Here is a 20,437-nt window from a genome sequence, read left to right on the forward strand (position 1 = left end):
GGTCCAACCTTAGGGCAGGTCAACTGCAATATCTGTACGGTAACGTACTTATTGAAGGGAATTCAACCGTTTCGACCGGCATTGGGCAACAGGGCCCGATTGGCATTCCGAACAAGGTCGTAACATTCGCAACTCGCCTCCCTCAGCCCTTTCCGGTTTGTGATCCTGATGCGTCCCCGCGTGTAGGAGATCAGGCCGTTTTCCTGAAGATCCTGCGCCGCCTTCGTGACTGTCGCGCGCCGGACACCCAGCATCTCGGACAGGAAATCGTGGGTCAGCCGCATCTCGGCGCCGTCGATCCGGTCGGCCATCGTTAAGAGCCACCGCGCCAGCCGTTGCCGCGCGTCATGCGTGCCGTTGCACGCACCCGAGATCATGACCTGGTAGAACACCGATTGCGCACTTGCCAGCAGCACCCGCTCAAACTCCGCATGGTCCGACTTCAATTTCAAGAACCGCTCCGCCGGCAGGCGCAGCGCCGCGCCCCCGATCTGCACCTCGTCGGTGTGCAACTGGTGCGACTGGCCCAACAGCAGGTTCACCGCCGTCGACGCCTCGCGCCCCATGTTGGCCATCTCGATGCCAGACCCGTCGCTGTAGGTCGCAATCGCCGACACCACGGCAGTTTCGGGAAAATAGACCGCGTGCGTTGCCTCGCCCGAGCGCTGCAATACCGCCCCGGCCTTCAGCGTCACGTCCTCGCATTGTCCGGTCACCGCGTAATGCGTCTTGGGACCCAGCGCACAGAGAACCCCGTTATTCGTGCCATAAACCATGAAGGGGCAACGCCTCTCGGCCCGGTTTCGTTCACGCGAGAGGGCCACGGGCAAACACAGACTTGCGGACAATCCTTTATTTCAGTAATTCATGAATTATGGAAACACTGATTCCCCATCGGCTCGCCACCCTCGGCCACCCCCAGCGCATGGCGGTCTTCCGCCTTCTGATGCGGCGCTACCCCGATGCCGTGCCGGCGACCGAACTGGCCCACGCGCTCGACCTCAAGCCCAACACGCTCTCGACCTACGTGAACGCGCTGGTGCAGGCCGGGCTGATCACGCGCACGCGGCAGGGCACCTCCCTGCGCTACAGCGTCGAGATGACAGCGATGCGACAAACCCTCGATTACCTCATCGGCGACTGCTGCCGCGGCCGCCCCGATGCCTGTTCCCTCACCTCACTGCACACCCTTCTCGGAGTTTCCCAAATGACCGACCGCAAATACAACGTGCTCTTCATCTGCACCGGCAATTCCGCCCGTTCGATCTTTGCCGAAAGCCTCCTGCGCGCCGAGGCGGGCAACCGCTTCAACGCCTATTCGGCAGGCACCAGGCCCAGGTCCGAACTCAACCCCTTCGCGCTCGACGTACTGAAACAGAAGGGCCACGACACCTCGGTGCTCGAGGCCAAGAACGTCGCGGTCTTCCAAGGACCCGACGCGCCGCAATTCGATTTCGTCTTCACCGTCTGCGACCAGGCCGCGAACGAGGATTGCCCGGCCTGGACCGGCCAGCCCGTCAGCGCCCACTGGGGCATGCCAGACCCGGTGAAAGCGACAGGCACCGACGCGCAAAAGGCGCTCGCCTTCCAACAGGCCTACGGCGCGCTGCAAAACCGCATCAAGGCGTTTACAAGCTTGTCACTCGACAGCCTCGACCGGATTTCCCTACAAAAAGCCGTAGATGACATCGGCCGCACCAACGCAGGAGCCTCCGCATGACCACCTACGCCGTCAACGGGCTCGGCCGCATCGGCAAGCTGATCCTCAAGCCGCTGCTGGAGCGCGGCGCGAAAATCGCCTGGATCAACGACGCCGTGGGCGACCCGGAAATGCACGCGCATCTTCTGGAATTCGACACCGTGCATGGCCGCTGGGAGGCCGCGTTCGCCCATGACGCCGACAGCGTCACCATCGACGGCACCCGCATCCCCTTCATCGGCACGAAGGACCTCTCGGCCCTGCCGCTCGACGGCGTCGACGTGGTCATCGACTGCACCGGCGCCTTCAAGACCGAGGCCAAGCTGGCCCCCTATTTCGACGCCGGCGTGAAAAAACTGGTCGTCTCCGCCCCGGTCAAGGACGGCGACGCGGCCAACATCGTCATGGGCGTCAACGACGAGATCTACGACCCCGCCCGCCACCGCATCGTCACCGCCGCCAGCTGCACCACCAACTGCCTCGCCCCCGTGGTCAAGGTCATCCACGAGAACCTGACGATCAAGCACGGTTCCATGACCACGATCCACGACGTCACCAACACCCAGACCATCGTCGACCGCCCCGCCAAGGACCTGCGCCGCGCCCGCTCGGCGCTCAACTCGCTCATTCCCACCACCACCGGCAGCGCCACGGCGATCACGCTGATCTACCCCGAACTGAAAGGCCGCCTGAACGGCCATGCCGTCCGAGTACCGTTGCTCAACGCCTCGATCACCGACTGCGTCTTCGAGGTCGAGCGCGAAACCACCGCCGAAGAGGTCAACACCTTCTTCAAGGCCGCGTCCGAAGGCTCGCTGAAAGATATCCTCGGCTACGAGGAACGCCCGCTGGTCTCCGCCGACTACACCAACGACACCCGCTCCGGCATCGTCGACGCGCCCTCGACCATGGTCGTCAACGGCACCCACGTGAAGATCTACGCCTGGTACGACAACGAGATGGGCTATGCCCACCGCCTCGTCGACGTGGCCCTGATGGTCGGCGCCTCGCTGTGACACAGGCCACCGCCCGCCCCGAAGGCCTCTCGGCCTATATCGCCGTTACCGCCGCCTACTGGGCCTTCATGCTCACCGACGGGGCGCTGCGGATGCTGGTGCTTCTGCATTTCCACACGCTGGGCTTTTCGCCTGTCCAACTGGCCTACCTCTTCGTCCTCTACGAGATCGCCGGCATGGTCACCAACCTCGCAGCCGGCTGGATCGCCGCCCGCTTCGGCCTGACCTCGACGCTCTATGCCGGCCTCGGCATACAGGTGCTGGCCCTGCTGGCCCTCACCCAGCTCGATCCCGACTGGGCCATCGGCCTCTCGGTCGCCTTCGTGATGGTCGTCCAGGGCGCCAGCGGCGTGGCCAAGGACCTCGCCAAGATGTCCTCCAAGTCCGCGGTCAAGCTCCTCGCCCCCACCACCGGCGGCGGTCTCTTCCGCTGGGTCGCCATGCTCACCGGCTCCAAGAACGCCGTCAAGGGTCTGGGCTTCCTGCTGGGCGCGGCCCTCCTGGCGCTCATCGGCTTCACCGGCGCCGTGCTCGGCATGGCCGCCATCCTCGCCCTCATCCTCGTGGCGGTCCTTCTCGCCATGCCCCCCGGCCTGCCCAAGGGCCGCAAGGGCGCGAAATTCTCCGAGGTCTTCTCCAAGTCCCCGAACGTCAACTGGCTGTCGGCAGCCCGCGTCTTTCTCTTCGGCGCGCGCGACGTGTGGTTCGTGGTGGGCATCCCGATCTACTTCTACGCCGTCCTGTCCGACGGTTCTGAGGCGGGCAACCGCGCCGCCTTCTTCCTCATCGGCACGTTCATGGCCGTCTGGGTCATCCTCTACGGCGCCGTGCAGGCCGGCGCCCCCCGCCTCCTGCGCGCCGCCGCCCGCCCCGAGTCCGATCTGGTCACCGCCGCCCGCGGCTGGGCCTGGACCCTCGCCGCCATTCCCGCCGCCCTGACCGCCGCCGCGCTCATGGCTTCCGGCCCACAGCCCTGGCTGACCGTCACGCTGGTCATAGGCCTGCTGGTCTTCGGCGCCGTCTTTGCGGTGAACTCCTCGCTGCACTCCTACCTGATCCTCGCCTTCACGCAGTCCGAGCGCGTCACGATGGACGTGGGCTTCTACTACATGGCCAATGCCGGCGGGCGGCTGGCCGGCACCGTGCTCTCGGGCCTCACCTACCAGCTGGGCGGCCTGCCCCTGATGCTGGGCACCGCGACCGCGATGGTCGCAGCCTCGGCCCTGGCGTCCGGTCGCCTCGATCCGGCCCTGGACCAGGAACGCCCGGCCACGTAGCGTCAGCCCCCTGTTAACCACGTACGGCCTGTTAACCTCGGTAAACCGCGACACGCGCACCGTCGGAATACCACCCGGATACCGACGCGATACCGACGTAGGTTTTCGGCCGTTTTGCCCCATTAACCAAGTTTGACTGGCGATTCCCCGCCTCCCTTGCAAGATCGCCATTTGCGCGTTGTGGTCCACCGAATCTCGTGTAAAACGGCGCAAAGCCCAAAAAAACAGGCCCAAAACGCAGAAATCGGCCTTGTTTCACGACACTATTTGTTGTGTTTGCCTACAAGATACAGTTAAATCCCGCGCAGGAGGCCCAAGAAACGGGCAGTTGAAGGAGACCAGAAAATGGCAAAACCGATGACCAAAACCCAGCTCGTTGCGGCCCTCGCCGAAGAAATGGGCAGCGACAAGAAAACCGCCACCAGCGCCCTTGATGCCATGGTGGACATCATCACCAAGGAAGTGTCGAACGGCGGCGCCGTCACCCTTCCCGGCGTCGGCAAGATCTACTGCCGCGAGCGTCCGGCCCGCATGGTGCGCAACCCCGCCACCGGCGAGCAGATCCACAAGGATGCCGACAAGGTCGTCAAGATGACGATCGCCAAGGCCCTCAAGGACAGCGTGAACGGCTGATCTTGTAATCCTTTCAGGTTTCGGAAAGGGTCGCCCCACCGGCGGCCCTTTTCATTTCAGGACGAGTAGAATATGGACTTTCGCGCGTTATTCATGGGGCTGGCCTTTGCCGTCATGTGGTCCAGCGCCTTTACCTCCGCGCGCATCATCGTCGCCGCCGCCCCCCCCGTCAGCGCGCTTGCCCTGCGCTTTCTGATCTCGGGCATCCTGGGCGTCCTGATCGCCCGCGCCCTGGGCCAGTCCTGGCGTCTGACACCTGCGCAATGGCGGGCGACGATCATCTTCGGCCTGTGCCAGAACGCGCTCTATCTCGGCCTGAACTTCGTCGCCATGCAAACGGTCGAGGCCTCGCTCGCCGCCATCATCGCCTCCTCCATGCCGCTGCTCGTCGGCCTCGCCAGCTGGCTGTTCCTCGGCCAACGCGTCAGCGCCCTGGGCTTTGCCGGCCTCGCCGCAGGCATGGCCGGCGTCGCGCTGATCATGGGCACACGGCTCCAGGGCGGGGCCGACCTTTATGGCGTCATGCTCTGCATCGGCGGTGTCGTGGCGCTCACCTTCGCCACGCTGATGGTGCGCGGCGCCACCTCGGGCGGCAACTTCCTGATGATCGTCGGCCTGCAAATGCTGGTCGGCAGCGCCGCGCTCGGAATCGTCGGCCTCTCGACCGAGACACTCGAAATCGCCTGGTCCTGGCCCTTCATCGCCGCCTTCGTCTACACCACGCTGATCCCCGGCCTGGCCGCTACGCTCGTGTGGTTCGCGCTGGTCAACCGCATCGGCGCGGTCAAGGCCGCCACCTTCCACTTCCTCACCCCGTTCTTCGGCGTGACCATCGCAGCACTCGTGCTTAACGAAGCATTAGGGTTCTGGGATATAATCGGCGTGCTGGTGGTCACGGCGGGCATCCTCGCCGTGCAACTCTCGCGCCAGCAAGAAACCTGAGTTCCGGCCCGTCTCTTCCTCTGGCCGAAAATATCCTGGGGTGAGCGTCGAAACGCCGTTTCGACACGAGGGGCAAAGCCCCTCACCCAATCAAACCTGCGCGGCGCAGCCGCACGATTGACCTATCCGATCACGCCGCGCGGGCCGTCGCCGACCTGCCCGCGATGCAACAGCAGGTGATCGAGCACGACACAGGCCATCATCGCCTCGGCGACCGGCACCGCACGGATACCCACGCACGGGTCGTGCCGCCCCTTGGTGACCACCTCGGTCGCGCTGCCATCCATCCGGATCGACCGGCGCGGCGTCAGGATCGAGCTGGTGGGCTTCACGGCAAAGCGCACCACGATGTCCTGCCCGGTGGAGATCCCGCCAAGGATACCACCCGCGTGGTTGCTGCCGTATTCCGGGCCGTTCGCGCCCATGAAGATCTCGTCGGCATTGTCGACGCCCGTCAGCCGCGCCGCGGCCATACCCTCGCCGATCTCGACGCCCTTGACGGCATTGATGCTCATCATCGCGGCGGCCAGATCGGTGTCCAGCTTGCCATATACCGGCGCGCCCAGCCCCGCGGGCGCCCCGCGACACACCACTTCGATCTCTGCCCCAACCGAGTTCTGCGCCTTGCGGATGCCTTGCAGGTACTCTTCCCACACCGACACCGCACCCGCATCGGGCAGGAAGAAATCATTGCGGTCGATCTCGGCCCAATCGATCCGGTCGGCGTCGATCGTCACCTCCCCCATCCGCGTCATGTAGCCTTTCACCTCCAGGCCCGGCGCAAGGCTTGCCAGCGCGGCCCGCGCAAGCCCGCCCGCCGCAACCCGCGCGGCCGTCTCGCGGGCGGAACTGCGCCCGCCGCCGCGATAGTCACGGATACCGTATTTCTGGTGATAGGTGATGTCGGCATGGCCGGGCCGGAAGGTCTGGGCGATGTCGCCATAATCCTTCGACCGCTGATCGGTGTTCTCGATCATAAGCTGTACCGGCGTGCCGGTTGTCTGCCCTTCGAACACCCCCGACAGGATCTTCACCGCGTCCGGTTCCTTGCGCTGCGTGGTATGCTTGCTCTGCCCCGGGCGTCGCTTGTCCAGGAACTGCTGCAGAAACGCCTCGTCCACCGGAACGCCCGGCGGACATCCGTCAACGGTCGCGCCCAGGGCGGGCCCGTGACTTTCGCCCCAGGTGGTGACGCGAAACAGATGTCCGAACGTATTGAGGCTCATGCCGTTTCTCCTTTGCGGCCTGATCTACCCGTGCACCCCTGCCGTCTCAAGCAAATTCGCCGAAGGCCCGCGACCGGCAGGAGACACGTCGCGCGTTTGCGATTGGTCACTCGAAGGCCCGAGACCGAATCCCGCTCCGTTGGTTTCGCGGGACCAAAGGCCGGAATAAAGATGGAAAAACGTCCCCAGAACAGGCAGACATCGATAATGACCGACACGCAAGCGCCCCAGCTGCGGCCCCGCCTGCGCAAACTGGCCGCGGACACCCGCGCCGGAAAGGTGGACCGCCGCGAATTCATCGCGCTTGCCTCGACCTTCGGCGCCAGCGCCGCCGCCGCTTACGGCCTTCTGGGCAGGACCCAGCCCGCGATGGCACAGGATGGCGACGGCAAGAAAGGCGGCGTACTGCGTGTCGCCATGCGCGTGTTGGAAATCACCGATCCGCGCAAGTACGACTGGGCCGAGAAAGGCAACCTCGCCCGCCAGTTCTGCGAACCGCTGGTGCGCTGGAACGCCGACTACAGCTTTACCGGCCTGCTGCTGGACAGCTGGGACGTGTCGGACGACGCGCAGAGCTACACCCTCAACCTGCGCCGGGGCGTGACGTGGAACAACGGCGACGAGTTCACTGCCGAGGACGTGATCCACAACATCACCCGCTGGTGCGACATGTCGGTCGAGGGCAACTCCATGGCAGGCCGCATGGCCTCGCTGATCGACGCGGAGTCGGGGCAACTGGCCGATGGCGTGATCGAGCAGGTCGACGATCATACGGTGAAGCTGCACCTGCCCCGCCCCGATATTTCGCTCATCGCCAGCATGTCCGACTATCCCGCTCTCATCGTGCACCGCAGCCATGGCGATGACGCCGACCTTGCCCACAGCCCCATCGGCACCGGCCCCTTCGAACTGGTCTCGATGGATATCGGCACCGGTGCCGAGGTGAAGCGCCGCGAGAACGGTGAATGGTGGGGCGGCGAGGCTTATCTTGACGGGGTCAGGTTCATCGACTTCGGCACCGACGAAGCGGCCATCGTCGCAGCCTTCGAAAGCGGCAAGATCGACGTCAACGATGAGACCACGCCGGAACTCATCGACGCGCTGGACGATCTTGGCCTCGTCAAGAGCACCATGCCCACCGCCAACACCATCGTGGCCCGGATGCGCATGGATACCGAGCCCTACAGCTCGAAGCAGCTGCGCAATGCCGTTCAGATGGCGGTGGACAACAAAATCGCGCTGCAACTGGGCATCAACGGTGACGGCATCACCGCCGAGAACCACCATGTCGCGCCCTTCCACCCGGAATATGCGGCGCTCCCCAGGAAAGCGCCGGATCCCGCCGCAGCCATCGCGTTGGCGAGGTCCGCCGGGCACGGCGAAACCGAGCTGGAGCTGATCTCGATCGAGGGCGACTGGCGCACGGCGACCACCGACGCCATCGGCGCGATGCTGCGCGAGGCCGGTTTCAACATCAAGCGCACAGTCATTCCCGGCTCGTCGTTCTGGAACGACTGGACCAAGTTTCCTTTCTCGACCACCAACTGGGGCCCGCGCCCCTTGGGTGTGCAGGTGCTCGCGCTGGCCTACAAATCGGGCGCGGCGTGGAACGAATCCGGGCATTCCGACCCGGAATTCGATGCCCTGCTGGAACAGGCCGTGGGGGTTTTCGACGCCGACGAACGGCGCGAATATTCCGCCAAGCTGCAAGCCCGCCTTCAGGAGAACGGCGTCATCATACAGCCCTTCTGGCGCAACCGGACCAAGCACTTTGCCCCGCATGTGAAGAACGATCAGGTGCACCAGTCCGGCTTCATGCATTTCGAAAACGTCTGGCTCGACACCTGAACGTGCCCGAAACCGCTTTGAAACCGGCGGCATTGCCCGTGCGCCGAGATTTTTTTATCGAGTCGGTTTCGAGGCTTAGCGAAAAGCCGTGTGAAAACGAATCAGCGAATATTGACCGCCGCGAATCGCTTCGCCTATACCTTGTAAAACTGCATTCCAACGCACGGGGACAGGGGATCGGATCCGTGCCGGTATCGGGGGACGCCGTGTTGCGAACGGCACTGTGGCACTTCAACATATCGGAACCGCGTCGACACGCGGGGCGCACATCATGATCGCGGCCGTGGCGACCCGCTGGGGCATTTTCGCCCATGCCGTACGCCGCGCCGTTCCAGCACACTCGATAAAGCATTCCGCGACCAGCAAATCGCGGCAGACCGTCGCCGGACAGCAAAGCAAAAGCCCGGCACGGTGATCCTACAACGCGGCAGGAGGGAATGAGGGGCCGAACCAACGGCCCCCTTTCTTTTTGCACGGGGTCCTATCGGCGTCTCTGGACAGCCGCCCGCCCCGGTGCCACGTTTGATCAAATCCGCGACTCAGCGACGGGGGCTTTCATGAAAGACGACAATTTCCTGCGCGAGATGAACGCGCGACACCTGTGGCATCCGATGGGCCACCCCGGAGAGCAGCAGGAACACGCCCCGACGATCATCAAGAGCGCCGAGGGCGTCGAGATCACCGATATCGACGGGCATCGCGTGGTCGATGCCGTGGGTGGCCTCTGGTGCACGAATCTGGGCTATTCCAACGACGCCATCAAACAGGCGATCAGTGACCAGCTGTGGCAGTTGCCGTACTACTCGGCCTTTGCCGGCACCACCAATCCGCCCGCGATCGAAGCATCCTATGCGGTGCAGGAATTCTTTGCCGAGGACGGCATGGCCCGCGTCTTCTTCACCTCGGGCGGGTCCGACGCCGTCGACACGGCCCTGCGCATGGCGCGGCAATATCACCGGCTGCGGGGCGAGCCCACACGCACCAAGTTCCTGTCGCTTAAAAAGGGCTATCACGGTACGCATTGGGGCGGCGCATCGGTCAACGGCAACAACCGCTTCCGCATCACCTACGAGCCGCTTCTGCCCGGCTGTTTCCACCTGCCCAGCCCGTATACCTATCGCAATCCGTTCGACGAAACCGATCCCGCCAAGCTTGCCGAGAAAATCGCCGCGGCGATGGTGGACGAGATCGAATTCCAGGATCCCGGCACCATTGCCGCCTTCATCATGGAGCCGATCCAGGGCGCGGGCGGCGTCATCGTTCCCGACGCCAGCTTCATGAAGCACATGCGCGAAATCTGCGACCGCTACGGCATCCTGCTGATCTCGGACGAGGTGATCTGCGGCTTCGGGCGCACCGGCGACTGGTCGGGCGCGCGGCACTGGGGGGTGAAGCCCGACATGATGACCGTCGCCAAGGGCATCACCAGCGCATACTTCCCCGTGGGCGGCGTCCTCTTGAGCGAGCCGGTCGCGGAGGTGTTCGAGACCGCCGATGCAGGCGGCGCGATCTGGACGGGCTACACCTATTCCGCCCATCCGGTCGGGGCCGCCGCGGTCGTAGCCTGCCTTTCGGAAACTCTGCGGCTGGATACCAGGACCAATGCCGCGGCCCGCGGCACGCAGCTTTACGATGGTGTTCGGAACCTGATGGAAAAGCACGACATCATTGGCGATGTCCGGGGCGGACACGGCCTGATGACCGGCATCGAGTTGGTCAGCGACCGTGCAGCCAAAACCCCGATGGACGCAACAACGGTCAAGCGGGTTCACAAGGCCACGTACGAGGCCGGCGCGATGGTCCGGATCGGGGGCAACAACCTACTGATGTCACCCCCGCTGATCATCACCGAGCAAGAGGTCGACCGCATCCTGTCGGCGCTGGATACCGGGTTCGCCGCCGCCTGATCGCGGCATTTGGCAAGCCGCCACCCGGCGCCCGCGCCCAGGGTTCCCGAAACCGCTGCGCTTTCTGGTCGCATTGGGCGGATATTCGCGTATTCGGCCCTAGATTGATCGGTGGCGGTCGCTGTCGCCCGTCGCAACCTGTCAATCTGAGGGCCATGGACACACTCCTGCTTTCGCGCATCCAGTTCGGTGCAAACATCTCGTTTCACATCCTGTTCCCGACGATCACCATCGCCTTGGGGTGGGTGCTTTTCTACTTCAAGCTGCGCTTCAACAGCAGCGGCGAGGAACGCTGGATGGATGCCTACCGCTTCTGGGTCAAGGTATTCGCACTCAGCTTCGGCCTTGGTGTCGTGTCGGGAATCACCATGTCGTTCCAGTTCGGCACCAACTGGCCCGGGTTCATGGAAACTGTCGGCAACATCGCCGGGCCGCTTCTGGCCTACGAGGTCATGACCGCCTTCTTCCTCGAGGCCGTGTTCCTCGGCATCATGCTCTTCGGCATGAGCCGCGTTCCGGGCTGGCTGCACACGCTGGCCACGTTCCTCGTGGCGTTCGGCACGACCATGTCAGCCTTCTGGATCCTGGTCCTGTCGAGCTGGATGCACACGCCGGCGGGGTTCGAGATGCGCGAGGGCGTGGCCCACGCGACCAACTGGTGGGCGATCATCTTCAACCCCTCGATGCCGTACCGCGTGACCCATATGCTGCTGGCCTCGGGCCTGACGGTCGCGTTCCTGCTGGCCGGTCTTTCCGCCCTGCGCTGGCTGCGCGGGGACAAGGGCGCAGACGTGCGCGTCTCGCTGGTCACGGGCCTCGGCCTCGGCGCGTTGCTGATCCCGATGCAGATCTTCGCGGGCGACATGCACGGGCTCAACACGATGGAACACCAGCCCGCCAAGGTGGCCGCGATGGAGGGCAACTGGGAGACCCAAGGCAACGCCCCGCTTCTGCTCTTCGCGATCCCGGACGAGATCGCGCGCGAAAACCGTGCAGAGATCGGCATCCCGAACCTTGCGTCGATCATCCTGACGCACCATGCCGACGGCGAAATTCCGGGCCTCAACGACTTTGTCGCAGAGGACGGCACCCCTCTTCACCCGCCGGTCGCGCCGGTGTTCTACGCCTTCCGCGTCATGGTCGGCACCGGCATGGCGATGCTGCTGCTCAGCTGGGCCGCGGTGGGATTCATGGCGTTCCGACGGCGCGGCCCCGAAGGCTTGCCCAAGCCGCTGCTGCTGGCGCTGGTGCCGATGGCCTTTTCCGGCTGGGTCGCCACGCTCGCGGGATGGTACACGACCGAGATCGGACGTCAGCCGTGGCTGGTCAGCGGCGTGATGACGACCGAGCAAGCCGTGGCCGAAGTCCCCGCACCGATGGTGGCAACGACGCTGGTCATTTACCTGTCGGTCTATGCCGGTCTGCTGCTGGCGTTTATCGGCGTGCTCTACTACCTCGCCTCCGTCGGACGGCAGGCGAAAAAGCGCGGCCGCCCCGACCTGCCGGGCCTGAACCCCACACCGGCGGAGTAGTAGACGCATGGACATGTTCGGAGACCCCGCGATCTGGTTGCCGCTGGCCTTCGCCAGCCTGATGGGCCTGTCGATCCTGATCTATGTCTGCCTCGACGGTTTCGACCTCGGGATAGGGGTTCTCTTTCCCTTCGCCACGGAGGCCGAGAAAGACCGGATGGTTGCGTCCATCGGGCCGTTCTGGGACGCCAACGAAACCTGGCTGGTTCTGGCCATCGGCATCCTGCTGGTGGCCTTTCCCTCCGCGCATGGCGTGATCCTGACAACGCTCTACCTGCCGGTCGCCATCATGCTGGTGGGCCTGATCCTGCGCGGCGTGGCGTTCGAATTTCGCGCCAAGGCCCCGGCCCGGCGCAAGCGGCTCTGGGACCTGTCCTTCTGGATCGGAAGCCTGATGGCGTCGCTGGCCCAGGGCTTCATGCTGGGGCTCTACGTCATGGGCCTCGAGATGACACCCTTTACCCTGTTCTTCGGGGCGCTCACGGCTGTCTTCCTGACGGTGGCCTATTCCTTCATCGGGGCCGCCTGGATGATCCTGAAAGCCGAGGGCGAACTGCAGGTCAAGGCGATCCAATGGGCGCAGGGCGGGATCTGGGGTGTGGTTCTGGGGCTCGGTGCCATTTCGCTGGCCTCGCCCTTCGTCAGCAGCCGGATCTTCGACAAGTGGTTCACGCTGCCCGAACTTTACTTCCTCGTGCCGCTGCCCGTGATCTCGGCGGGCCTGATCTTCCTGCTCTGGGGCCTGTTGCGCAGCCTGCCGCGCGAAAGCGACGCGCTCTGCGCCGCGCCGTTCGTCCTGACGATCGCACTGTTCACGCTGGGCTTCATCGGCATGGCGTATTCGTTCTACCCCTACGTGGTGCCGGACCGCCTGACCATATTCGAGGCCGCAAGCGCACCGGAAAGCCTGATGATCATCTTCGTCGGCACGCTCGTGGTCCTGCCGATGATCATCGGCTACACGGTTCTGTCCTACGTGATCTTCCGCGGCAAGGCGACGGAATTGCGCTATGACTGAGGCGCGGAGCGTCTAGCGGTTCAGCCGAACCGCTTCCACGCATCCTGCATCGCCTTCGACATGTCGTCCCAAGCCTTGTCGGCACCGGCCTTGACGTCATTCCACGCCGCCGACTGGTTGCGCTGCAACTCGTCCAGTTTGACCTGCATCTCGTCGCGCCGTGCACGAAGCTCATTCAGGTGCGCTTCGTATTGTACCTGCGCATCCGCCTGCGCCGTCTCGGCCTGCGCGCGCATCTTTTCGATGTTATCCTGCCACTCCTTCATCTGGGCTTCGAGTTTCTTCGTATAGGCGTCCTTGTCCGTCATCGGTTTCGCTCCTCCCTTGCGTTGCCGGTCGGCAACCATCGGCCCAACTATAACACGCCTCGCGAGTTCATGCAGAGGGGTCGCCCCATCCGCCACCGCCGGGCGTCTCCATGCCAAAGATCGCGCCTTCGGGCAGGTCGACCTCGTCATTGCCCGCCATCTCGCGCACGGTGCCGTCCGGCAACTCGACCCAGTTGCGCCCGACCTCTCCGGGGTCGCCCCCATCACCGCCGAAGGGCGGAATGATCCGGTGGTTGCTGAGGGTCGTCACCGTCACGGGCTCAAGAAAGCGCATGGTACGATAGACGCCATGCCCGCCGCGCCACTTGCCCGCACCGCCTGAATCGGGGCGGATCGTGAACGCCTCCAGCCGCACAGGAAAGCGTTTTTCCAGCACTTCGGGGTCGGTCATGCGTGTATTGGTCATATGGCTTTGCACCGCGTCGCAGCCGTCGAAGCCCGGCCCGGCCCCGGTGCCGCCTGCAATGGTCTCGTAGTTCTGGAAATCGTCATTGCCCCAGACGAAATTGTTCATCGTCGCCTGCGACCCCGCAATGACCCCCAGCGCGCCGTAAAGCGCGTTGCAGGTCGCCTGGCTGACCTCTGTATTCCCCGAGATCACCGCCGCCGGATAAACCGGGTTCAGCATCGAACCATCCGGGATGACGATGTTCAGCGGCTTCAGGCACCCCTCGTTCAACGGGATATCCGCACCGACCATCGTGCGGAACACATAGAGCACCACAGCCCGGCAGATCGACTGCGGCGCGTTGTAGTTGCCCTTGTGCTGGGGCGACGTGCCGGTGAAATCTATCGTCGCCTCGCGCGCGGCCCGGTCCACGCTGACGCGCACCTCAATCGTCGCGCCGTGGTCCATCGGATAGGTGAATTGCCCGTCGGTCAGCTTGTCGATCACCCGCCGCACGCTTTCCTCGGCATTGTCCTGCACATGGCGCATATAGGCCTGCACCACGTCCAGACCGAACTGGTCGACAACCTTCAAAAGCTCCTGCCGCCCGGTTTCGTTCGCCGCCACCTGCGCCTGCAGGTCGGCCAGGTTCTGCGGGATGTTGCGGCACGGGTACTTGCCCGAGGACAACACCGCCTCGGCCTCGGCCAACTGGAACTCGCCTTCGGCCAGCAGCCTGACATTGTCGATCAGCACGCCCTCCTCGTCGATGTGGCGGCTGTCAGGCGGGGCGCTGCCCGGCGTGCGCCCGCCGATATCGGCATGGTGCCCCCGGCTGCCCAGCCAGAAGACCGGACTGCCCTCGATAAAGACCGGCGTCACGACCGTCACATCCGGCAGGTGCGTGCCGCCCTTGAAGGGCGAGTTGAGCATGTAGGCGTCGCCCGGCTTCACATCCGGATTGAGCCGCATCACCGTCTTGATGCTGTCGGACATCGACCCAAGGTGCACCGGCACATGCGGTGCATTGGCCACAAGGTCCCCCTTGGCGTCGAAGATCGCGCAGGAGAAATCCAGCCGTTCCTTGATGTTGACCGACCAGGACGTGTTCGCCAGCGTCGCCCCCATCTGGTCGGCCACCGACATGAACAGGTTGTTGAACACTTCCAGCAGCACCGGATCGACCTGTGTGCCCGCCGCATGCTCGCGCGCCTTTGTCTCGACCCGGTCAAGGATCAGGTTTCCCAGCCGGTCCACCCGCGCCGCCCATCCGGGTTCGACCATGTTGGTGCCGGTGGGCTCGGTGATGATGGCCGGGCCCTTGACCGTTGCCTCCGGGCCCAGCGTTCCGCGGTCATGGATCGGCACGTCCTGCCATTCACCGTCCGTGTAGAAAGGCACGTGCGCGATGGCCTGCCCGTCGCCCTGTGGCACCGGCGGCGCGGGGGTGACCCCGCTCTTGCCGGTGGCCTCGACGCTGATCATCTCGATCACCACGCCCCGGTCGGGCGAGGCGAAACCGAACCGCGCCTTGTGCGCCGTCTCGAAAGCAGCCCGCGCCTCGTCTTCGGTCTCTGCCTCGATAGGCAGCGCCTGGTGCGAGCCATCGTAGCGCAGATGCAGCCGCTTTGTTGCCGCAACCTCGGTGCCGCCCTGTGCCTCGACCTCGGCGGAGGCATCCTCGGCCATGTCCTGCGCCCGGGCCAGCGCCGTCTCGATCCGATCGAGAGGCACGTCCATCTGCGCCTCCTTCATCGACTTTATCTCGGCCAGCCCCATGCCGAAGGCCGAAAGCACACCGGCATAGGGATGGATCATCACCCGCGTCATCCCCAGCGCGTCAGCCACCAGGCAGGCATGCTGCCCGCCCGCACCGCCGAAACATTGCAGCGTGTATCCCGTCACGTCATGACCGCGTTGCACGCTGATCTTCTTGATGGCATTGGCCATGTTGTCCACGGCGATGCGCAGGAAACCCTCGGCCATGTCCTCGGGGCTGCGCGGCGCCGCGCCGGTCTCTTGCGCGACGGTCTCGGAAAGGGTGGCGAATTTCTCGCGCACCACCTCGGCATCGAGGGGCGCGTCGCCGTCGGGCCCGAAGACGGCAGGGAAATGCTCGGGGTTGAGCTTGCCCAGCATCACGTTGCAATCTGTCACCGCCAGCGGGCCACCCCGCCGATAGCAGGCCGGGCCGGGATCGGCGCCGGCGCTTTCAGGGCCGACCTGAAACCGGCCATCCTCGAACTTGCAGATGCTGCCGCCGCCCGCCGCGACGGTGTGAATATCCATCATCGGCGCGCGCATCCGCACGCCCGCCACTTCGGTCTCGAAGGATCGCTCGTAGCTGCCGGCATAGTGGCTGACATCCGTCGATGTGCCGCCCATGTCGAACCCGATCAGCTTGTCGAACCCGGCAGCCTCGCCCGTGGCGGCCATGCCGACGATCCCGCCGGCAGGCCCCGACAGGATCGCGTCGCGCCCCTGGAACCGCCGCGCCTCGGTCAGCCCGCCGCTCGATTGCATGAACAGCAAGCGTTGGCACGCACGTCCCAGATCCAGCGCATCGGCCACCTGATCCACATAGCGCCGCAGGATCGGCGACAGGTAGGCATCCACCACAGTGGTATCGCCCCGACCCACCAGCTTGGCCAGGCGCGAGACATCGGCGCTCGTCGAAACCTGGGTGAAGCCGATCTGCCGCGCCATGTCGGCGACGCGATCCTCGTGATCGGGGTTGAGGTAGGCGTGCAGCCCGGCGATGGCCACGGCCCGGATGCCCGCGTCAAAGGCTTCCTGCAGCGCCTCGCGCACCGGCCCCTCGTCAAGGTCGCGCACGACTGCGCCCTCGGCATCCAGCCGCTCGTCCATCTCGACCACATCTTCGTACAGCAGGTCTGGCCGCCTGATGGCCAGGTCGAAGAGCCGCGGCCGCGCCTGGTAGCCGATCTTCAGCAGGTCGCGGAACCCCTTGGTGATGACCAGGAGCACCCGCTCGCCCTTGCGCTCCAACAGCGCGTTGGTGGCCACCGTGGTGCCCATCTTCACCGCGTGGATCGAGCCCTCTGCGAATTCCCCGTCGACGCCCATCATCTCGCGAATGCCCTGCACGGCGGCATCGCGATACCGATCGGCGTTCTCGGACAACAGCTTGTGGGTATGCACCGCACCGTCCGGGTCCAGCGCCACAACGTCGGTGAACGTCCCGCCCCGGTCGATCCAGAATTCCCAATGACCCATCTTCGCGCTCTCCCCGTTTCGCCCTGCACCCTTGGGCCGCGCCCCGGGAATGTCAACGAAGCGGGCATTGATCTTGCGCCGGGTTTTTGTCCATATGGGCACGACCCGAACAGGAGCCAGACCATGGACATTCGCCCCCTGACCAAGGAATTCGCAGTCTCGCCGCAGATCGACGCCGACCATATCAGGGAAATCGCCGGTGCGGGATTTCACTCGATCCTCTGCAATCGTCCGGATGGCGAGGAGCCGGACCAGCCCGAGTTCGATGCGATCGAGGCCGCCGCCCGGGCCGAGGGGCTCGAGGTGCGCTGCGTGCCGATCACTTCGGGCATGATCACGCCCGACGCCCTGGCCGCGTTCGATCAGGCGCTCAAGGAATTGCCGAAGCCGATCCTCGCCTACTGCCGCAGCGGGACGCGATGCACCATGCTCTGGGCGGCGGTCGAACATGGCCGGCGCGAAGATGACGAGATCATCGCACGCGCAGGCAAGGCCGGCTATGACGTCGGCCCGCTGGTGCGCCAGATGCAGGCACGATGACCCGCTGGATCGCACTGATCCCGGAGATTTCAGGAACGGCTGGCTATCTGCTCGACGGCGCCCGCATCGAGCGGCAGGCCGGTGCCCGGACCGAAGACGCCGTTCGTGCCGATCTCGGCGATGCGCCGCGGATGGTACGGCTGGGCGACGGCCCGCCCGATCGCCTGCCCACCGCCATCCTGCCGCAAGGCACAAGCGGCCTGCCGGCGCTGGAACAGGTCGCGCCCCCAGACATCATCGGCGCATCGGTCCGCCTCTGGATCGCCGGCGCACTGGCAAGCCGCCCGCACTGGGACGGGGTGATCTGCGCGACGCAAGGCGACGTGACCCACTGGATCCACATCAGCGCGGACGAGGCGGTCAGCGCCCAGACGGTCCTGACCCCGCGCCTCGTGACTGCGCTCGGCGGTGCCGCTTCGGTGGATGCCGATGCGCTGGCCGACACGCTCAGCCGCCCCGAACGCCTCGCCGCGCACCTGCGGCAGGCCGAAATCACCGGGGACCACGCCGCGATGACGGGGCACCTTCTGGGGGCGGAACTGGCGGCGACACGGCCATACTGGCTGGGGCAGGAGGTTCTTGTCATCAGCGCCACACCGGCCCCGCACATGACCGCGCTCGAGGCTCAGAGCGTTCCCGCGACCGCACTGGACCCGGCCGAGCTTGTCGGGCAGGGTCTTGCTGCGCTCGGCAAGGCAATGGGTCTGTCCGAGGGCTAGGCGTGTTCCGCACGTGCGCCGCTCCGGTGCCGGTACGGCCCGAAGACGGCCGCCAGCGCCAGGATCACGCCCGAGACCGTGGCGATCATCCCCGCCGCACTGACCGCGTCGTCGAAGCCAAGCCACAGGGGCCCGTAGCCGGCCAGCACATACCCCAGGATTGCCGACAGCACCGCGAACAGGACCGACCACGCCACCTGCGCCTCCAGCCCGTTCGTCATCATGCGGGCAGCGGCAGGCGGGCAGATGAACATCGCGATCACGATGATCGAGCCGACCGCATCGAACGCCGCCACCGCCGCGATGGCGGCCACCACGACCAGCCCCAGCCCGATCGCGCCGACGGGCAGTCCCGTCGTGCGGGCGAATCCCTCGTCGAAGGTCGACAGCTTCAGCGGCCGCCAGAACACCCAGGTCAGCACCGTGACGAACGCCAGCGTCAATGCCATGCGCGGCAACTCCGGCGGAAGGCCCCGCAACGCCGCCATGTCCAGCAGCGAGCCCCAACCGCGGGCGTCCAGCCAGATCAGGCTTTCCAGGTTGCCGTAAAGCGCGTGTTCCACATCCAGATGCACCGACGAGGTGTCGGACTGTTCCAGCAACAACACGCCGCCTGCGAACATCGCGGTAAAGACCACGCCCATCGCGGCGCCCGGCTCGATGCCACCCAGCCGGCGTATCGCCTCGATCAGGGCCACAGCCACAAGCGAGGCGGCCCCCGCCCCCAGCATCATCGGCCATGCCGCCACCACGCCGGTCAGCAGGAACGCCACGACGATCCCCGGCAGGACGACATGACTGATCGCGTCGCCGATCAACGCCTGCCGCCGCAGCAGCAGGAAGTTGCCGGGAATGGCGCAGGCCACCGCCGCGAAAATCCCGATCAGCATCGGCGGCAGGGACAGGACAACGAATTCCTCCCCCATCATGACACCCCTTTCGGACGCAGCCCGCTGTCCAGCGCGGCCAACTGGTCGGGCGTCAGCACGTCGTCAAGCGGCGTCAACCCGTCGTAGCTCGCCGCTGCCTCCTCGTGCGCCGGGTCCGAGCGCAGCACCTGCCAACGTCGCTCGTCCCTCAGCGCCCGCGCGGCTTCGATCCGGCCAAGGTCGGTTGCCACACCATCCGCCCGGATCAGCCCGCGCCGCCGCATCAGCCGCAGCGTCAGCCCCTCGTAGATCGGTTGCGCCTGCGCCAGCGCCAGCAGGCCCTGCCGCACATGCACCCGCGCCCGAAAGCGCCGGTGCCGCAGCAACGCGGCCATCACCCCCCGGTTGGGCGCGGCGAACAGCGACAGGGTGAACAGGCCGAAGGCCACCAGCACGATGATAGGCCCGGTTGGCAGCGCCGGCGCGGTCGCGGACAGCGCCGCGCCGATATAACCCGACGTGCCGCCGATCAGGCCCGCAAGGATCACCACCTGCCCCACCCTGTCGGTCCAGAATCGTGCCGCAACGGCCGGGATGATCAGCAAGGCGACGATCAGGATCAGCCCCACGATCTTTAGCCCCACGACAGTGATCGCCAGCGCCAGCCCCATCATCGCCAACTCGATCCGGGGCACGTTCATGCCCGCACCCGCAGCGAACTCCCGATCGAAGGCCACCATGGTCATCGGCCGGCGCAACAGCACGACCAGCAACAGCACGACGGCGCCCCCGGCCGCGATCACCACCGCGTCCTGCAACAGCATCCCGGCGGTCGAGCCCAGCAGAAAGCTCTCCAGCCCCGCCTGCCGCCCGGCGGTCATCGACTGGATCACGGTCAGCAGGACGATCCCGAAACCGAAGAATACCGAAAGCACCGCACCGATGGCCGCATCCTCGGACAGGCGCGTGCGGTTGGTCAGGCCACTGACGCATAATAGGCCCACCGCCGCCGACAGGGCCGACCCGGCCAGCAGCCCCGGCAGGGCCCGCCCGTCGCCGCCCAGTGCCACCATCACCACGAAAGCCAGCGCTACCCCCGGCAGGGTCGCATGGCTGATCGCATCGCTGACCAACGCGCGTTTGCCCAGGAACAGGAACGTCCCCGTCGCCCCCGCCGCCATGCCAAGCAAGGCGGCACCCAGCGTCACCAGCGTGGCGTTGTATCCCAGCTGAAGTGTCAGCGCCTCCCACACCATC

At 65.5% G+C, this 20,437-nt stretch carries 17 protein-coding genes; 11 read left to right on the plus strand and 6 right to left on the minus strand.

Translation table 11 applies throughout. The features are described 5' to 3' along the window. Positions 1-62: 62 nt before the first annotated feature. Positions 63-776, minus strand: coding sequence for a Crp/Fnr family transcriptional regulator (locus tag RBB31_RS13355; RefSeq protein ID WP_306129797.1), 714 nt, complete (start codon positions 774-776; stop codon positions 63-65). 98 nt (positions 777-874) lie between these two features. On the opposite strand from RBB31_RS13355, the gene RBB31_RS13360 reads away from it, so the two are divergent. The 5 genes from RBB31_RS13360 (at position 875) to RBB31_RS13380 (ending at position 5,567) form a co-directional block, all read left to right on the plus strand. Continuing rightward, positions 875-1,720: a helix-turn-helix domain-containing protein gene (locus RBB31_RS13360; RefSeq protein WP_306129798.1), complete on the plus strand. Its 846-nt coding sequence runs from the start codon at positions 875-877 to the stop codon at positions 1,718-1,720. After that, positions 1,717-2,715, plus strand: coding sequence for an ArsJ-associated glyceraldehyde-3-phosphate dehydrogenase (locus tag RBB31_RS13365; protein ID WP_306129799.1), 999 nt, complete (start codon positions 1,717-1,719; stop codon positions 2,713-2,715). Before RBB31_RS13360 ends, RBB31_RS13365 begins: the two co-directional genes overlap by 4 nt. Beyond that, on the plus strand, positions 2,712-3,992 hold the full coding sequence (gene arsJ / locus RBB31_RS13370) for an organoarsenical effux MFS transporter ArsJ (RefSeq protein WP_306129800.1): 1,281 nt from the start codon (positions 2,712-2,714) through the stop codon (positions 3,990-3,992). Before RBB31_RS13365 ends, arsJ begins: the two co-directional genes overlap by 4 nt. 345 nt (positions 3,993-4,337) lie before the next feature. Next, positions 4,338-4,625: an HU family DNA-binding protein gene (locus RBB31_RS13375; RefSeq protein WP_306129801.1), complete on the plus strand. Its 288-nt coding sequence runs from the start codon at positions 4,338-4,340 to the stop codon at positions 4,623-4,625. Between the two features lie 72 nt (positions 4,626-4,697). Continuing rightward, positions 4,698-5,567: a DMT family transporter gene (locus RBB31_RS13380; protein ID WP_306129802.1), complete on the plus strand. Its 870-nt coding sequence runs from the start codon at positions 4,698-4,700 to the stop codon at positions 5,565-5,567. Between the two features lie 122 nt (positions 5,568-5,689). Here RBB31_RS13380 and aroC read toward each other — a convergent pair whose 3' ends face one another. After that, positions 5,690-6,793 (minus strand): chorismate synthase, encoded by a 1,104-nt coding sequence (gene aroC / locus RBB31_RS13385; protein ID WP_306129803.1) that lies wholly within the window; start codon positions 6,791-6,793, stop codon positions 5,690-5,692. A gap of 207 nt (positions 6,794-7,000) precedes the next feature. Here aroC and RBB31_RS13390 point away from each other — a divergent pair, with 207 nt between their 5' ends. From RBB31_RS13390 to RBB31_RS13405, 4 genes are all read left to right on the plus strand, one after another. Beyond that, positions 7,001-8,641 carry an ABC transporter substrate-binding protein gene (locus tag RBB31_RS13390; RefSeq protein ID WP_306129804.1) on the plus strand — a complete coding sequence of 547 codons (1,641 nt, stop codon included), beginning with the start codon at positions 7,001-7,003 and terminating at the stop codon, positions 8,639-8,641. A gap of 557 nt (positions 8,642-9,198) precedes the next feature. Continuing rightward, positions 9,199-10,548: an aminotransferase class III-fold pyridoxal phosphate-dependent enzyme gene (locus tag RBB31_RS13395; RefSeq protein WP_306129805.1), complete on the plus strand. Its 1,350-nt coding sequence runs from the start codon at positions 9,199-9,201 to the stop codon at positions 10,546-10,548. A 155-nt stretch (positions 10,549-10,703) separates the two neighbouring features. After that, complete coding sequence (locus RBB31_RS13400) at positions 10,704-12,080, plus strand: cytochrome ubiquinol oxidase subunit I (RefSeq protein ID WP_306129806.1); 1,377 nt, start codon at positions 10,704-10,706, stop codon at positions 12,078-12,080. Between the two features lie 7 nt (positions 12,081-12,087). Then, positions 12,088-13,098, plus strand: coding sequence for a cytochrome d ubiquinol oxidase subunit II (locus RBB31_RS13405; RefSeq protein WP_306129807.1), 1,011 nt, complete (start codon positions 12,088-12,090; stop codon positions 13,096-13,098). Between the two features lie 20 nt (positions 13,099-13,118). Here RBB31_RS13405 and RBB31_RS13410 read toward each other — a convergent pair whose 3' ends face one another. Together RBB31_RS13410 and RBB31_RS13415 are read right to left on the minus strand one after the other, a co-directional pair. Then, positions 13,119-13,406, minus strand: coding sequence for a hypothetical protein (locus RBB31_RS13410; RefSeq protein WP_306129808.1), 288 nt, complete (start codon positions 13,404-13,406; stop codon positions 13,119-13,121). 67 nt (positions 13,407-13,473) lie between these two features. After that, positions 13,474-17,052, minus strand: coding sequence for a hydantoinase B/oxoprolinase family protein (locus RBB31_RS13415; RefSeq protein WP_306129809.1), 3,579 nt, complete (start codon positions 17,050-17,052; stop codon positions 13,474-13,476). A 123-nt stretch (positions 17,053-17,175) separates the two neighbouring features. Between RBB31_RS13415 and RBB31_RS13420 the strand changes: the two genes are divergently transcribed. Both RBB31_RS13420 and RBB31_RS13425 read left to right on the plus strand, forming a co-directional pair. Then, on the plus strand, positions 17,176-17,592 hold the full coding sequence (locus tag RBB31_RS13420) for a TIGR01244 family sulfur transferase (protein ID WP_306129810.1): 417 nt from the start codon (positions 17,176-17,178) through the stop codon (positions 17,590-17,592). Next, positions 17,589-18,311, plus strand: a complete 723-nt coding sequence (locus RBB31_RS13425) for a 2-dehydro-3-deoxygalactonokinase (protein ID WP_306129811.1) — start codon at positions 17,589-17,591, stop codon at positions 18,309-18,311. The genes RBB31_RS13420 and RBB31_RS13425 overlap by 4 nt, the downstream gene beginning before the upstream one ends. Here the strand turns inward: RBB31_RS13425 and RBB31_RS13430 are convergent. Continuing rightward, the gene (locus RBB31_RS13430) at positions 18,308-19,240 is read right to left on the minus strand and encodes a metal ABC transporter permease (protein ID WP_306129812.1); all 933 of its coding nucleotides are present in this window, start codon (positions 19,238-19,240) and stop codon (positions 18,308-18,310) included. The genes RBB31_RS13425 and RBB31_RS13430 overlap by 4 nt on opposite strands. After that, on the minus strand, positions 19,237-20,436 hold the full coding sequence (locus RBB31_RS13435; protein WP_306129813.1) for a metal ABC transporter permease: 1,200 nt from the start codon (positions 20,434-20,436) through the stop codon (positions 19,237-19,239). The genes RBB31_RS13430 and RBB31_RS13435 overlap by 4 nt, the downstream gene beginning before the upstream one ends. Between the last annotated feature and the right edge of the window lies 1 nt (position 20,437).

The organism is Roseovarius sp. MMSF_3350 (assembly GCF_030733425.1).
In the GTDB taxonomy this organism is placed as follows: Bacteria; Pseudomonadota; Alphaproteobacteria; order Rhodobacterales; family Rhodobacteraceae; genus Roseovarius.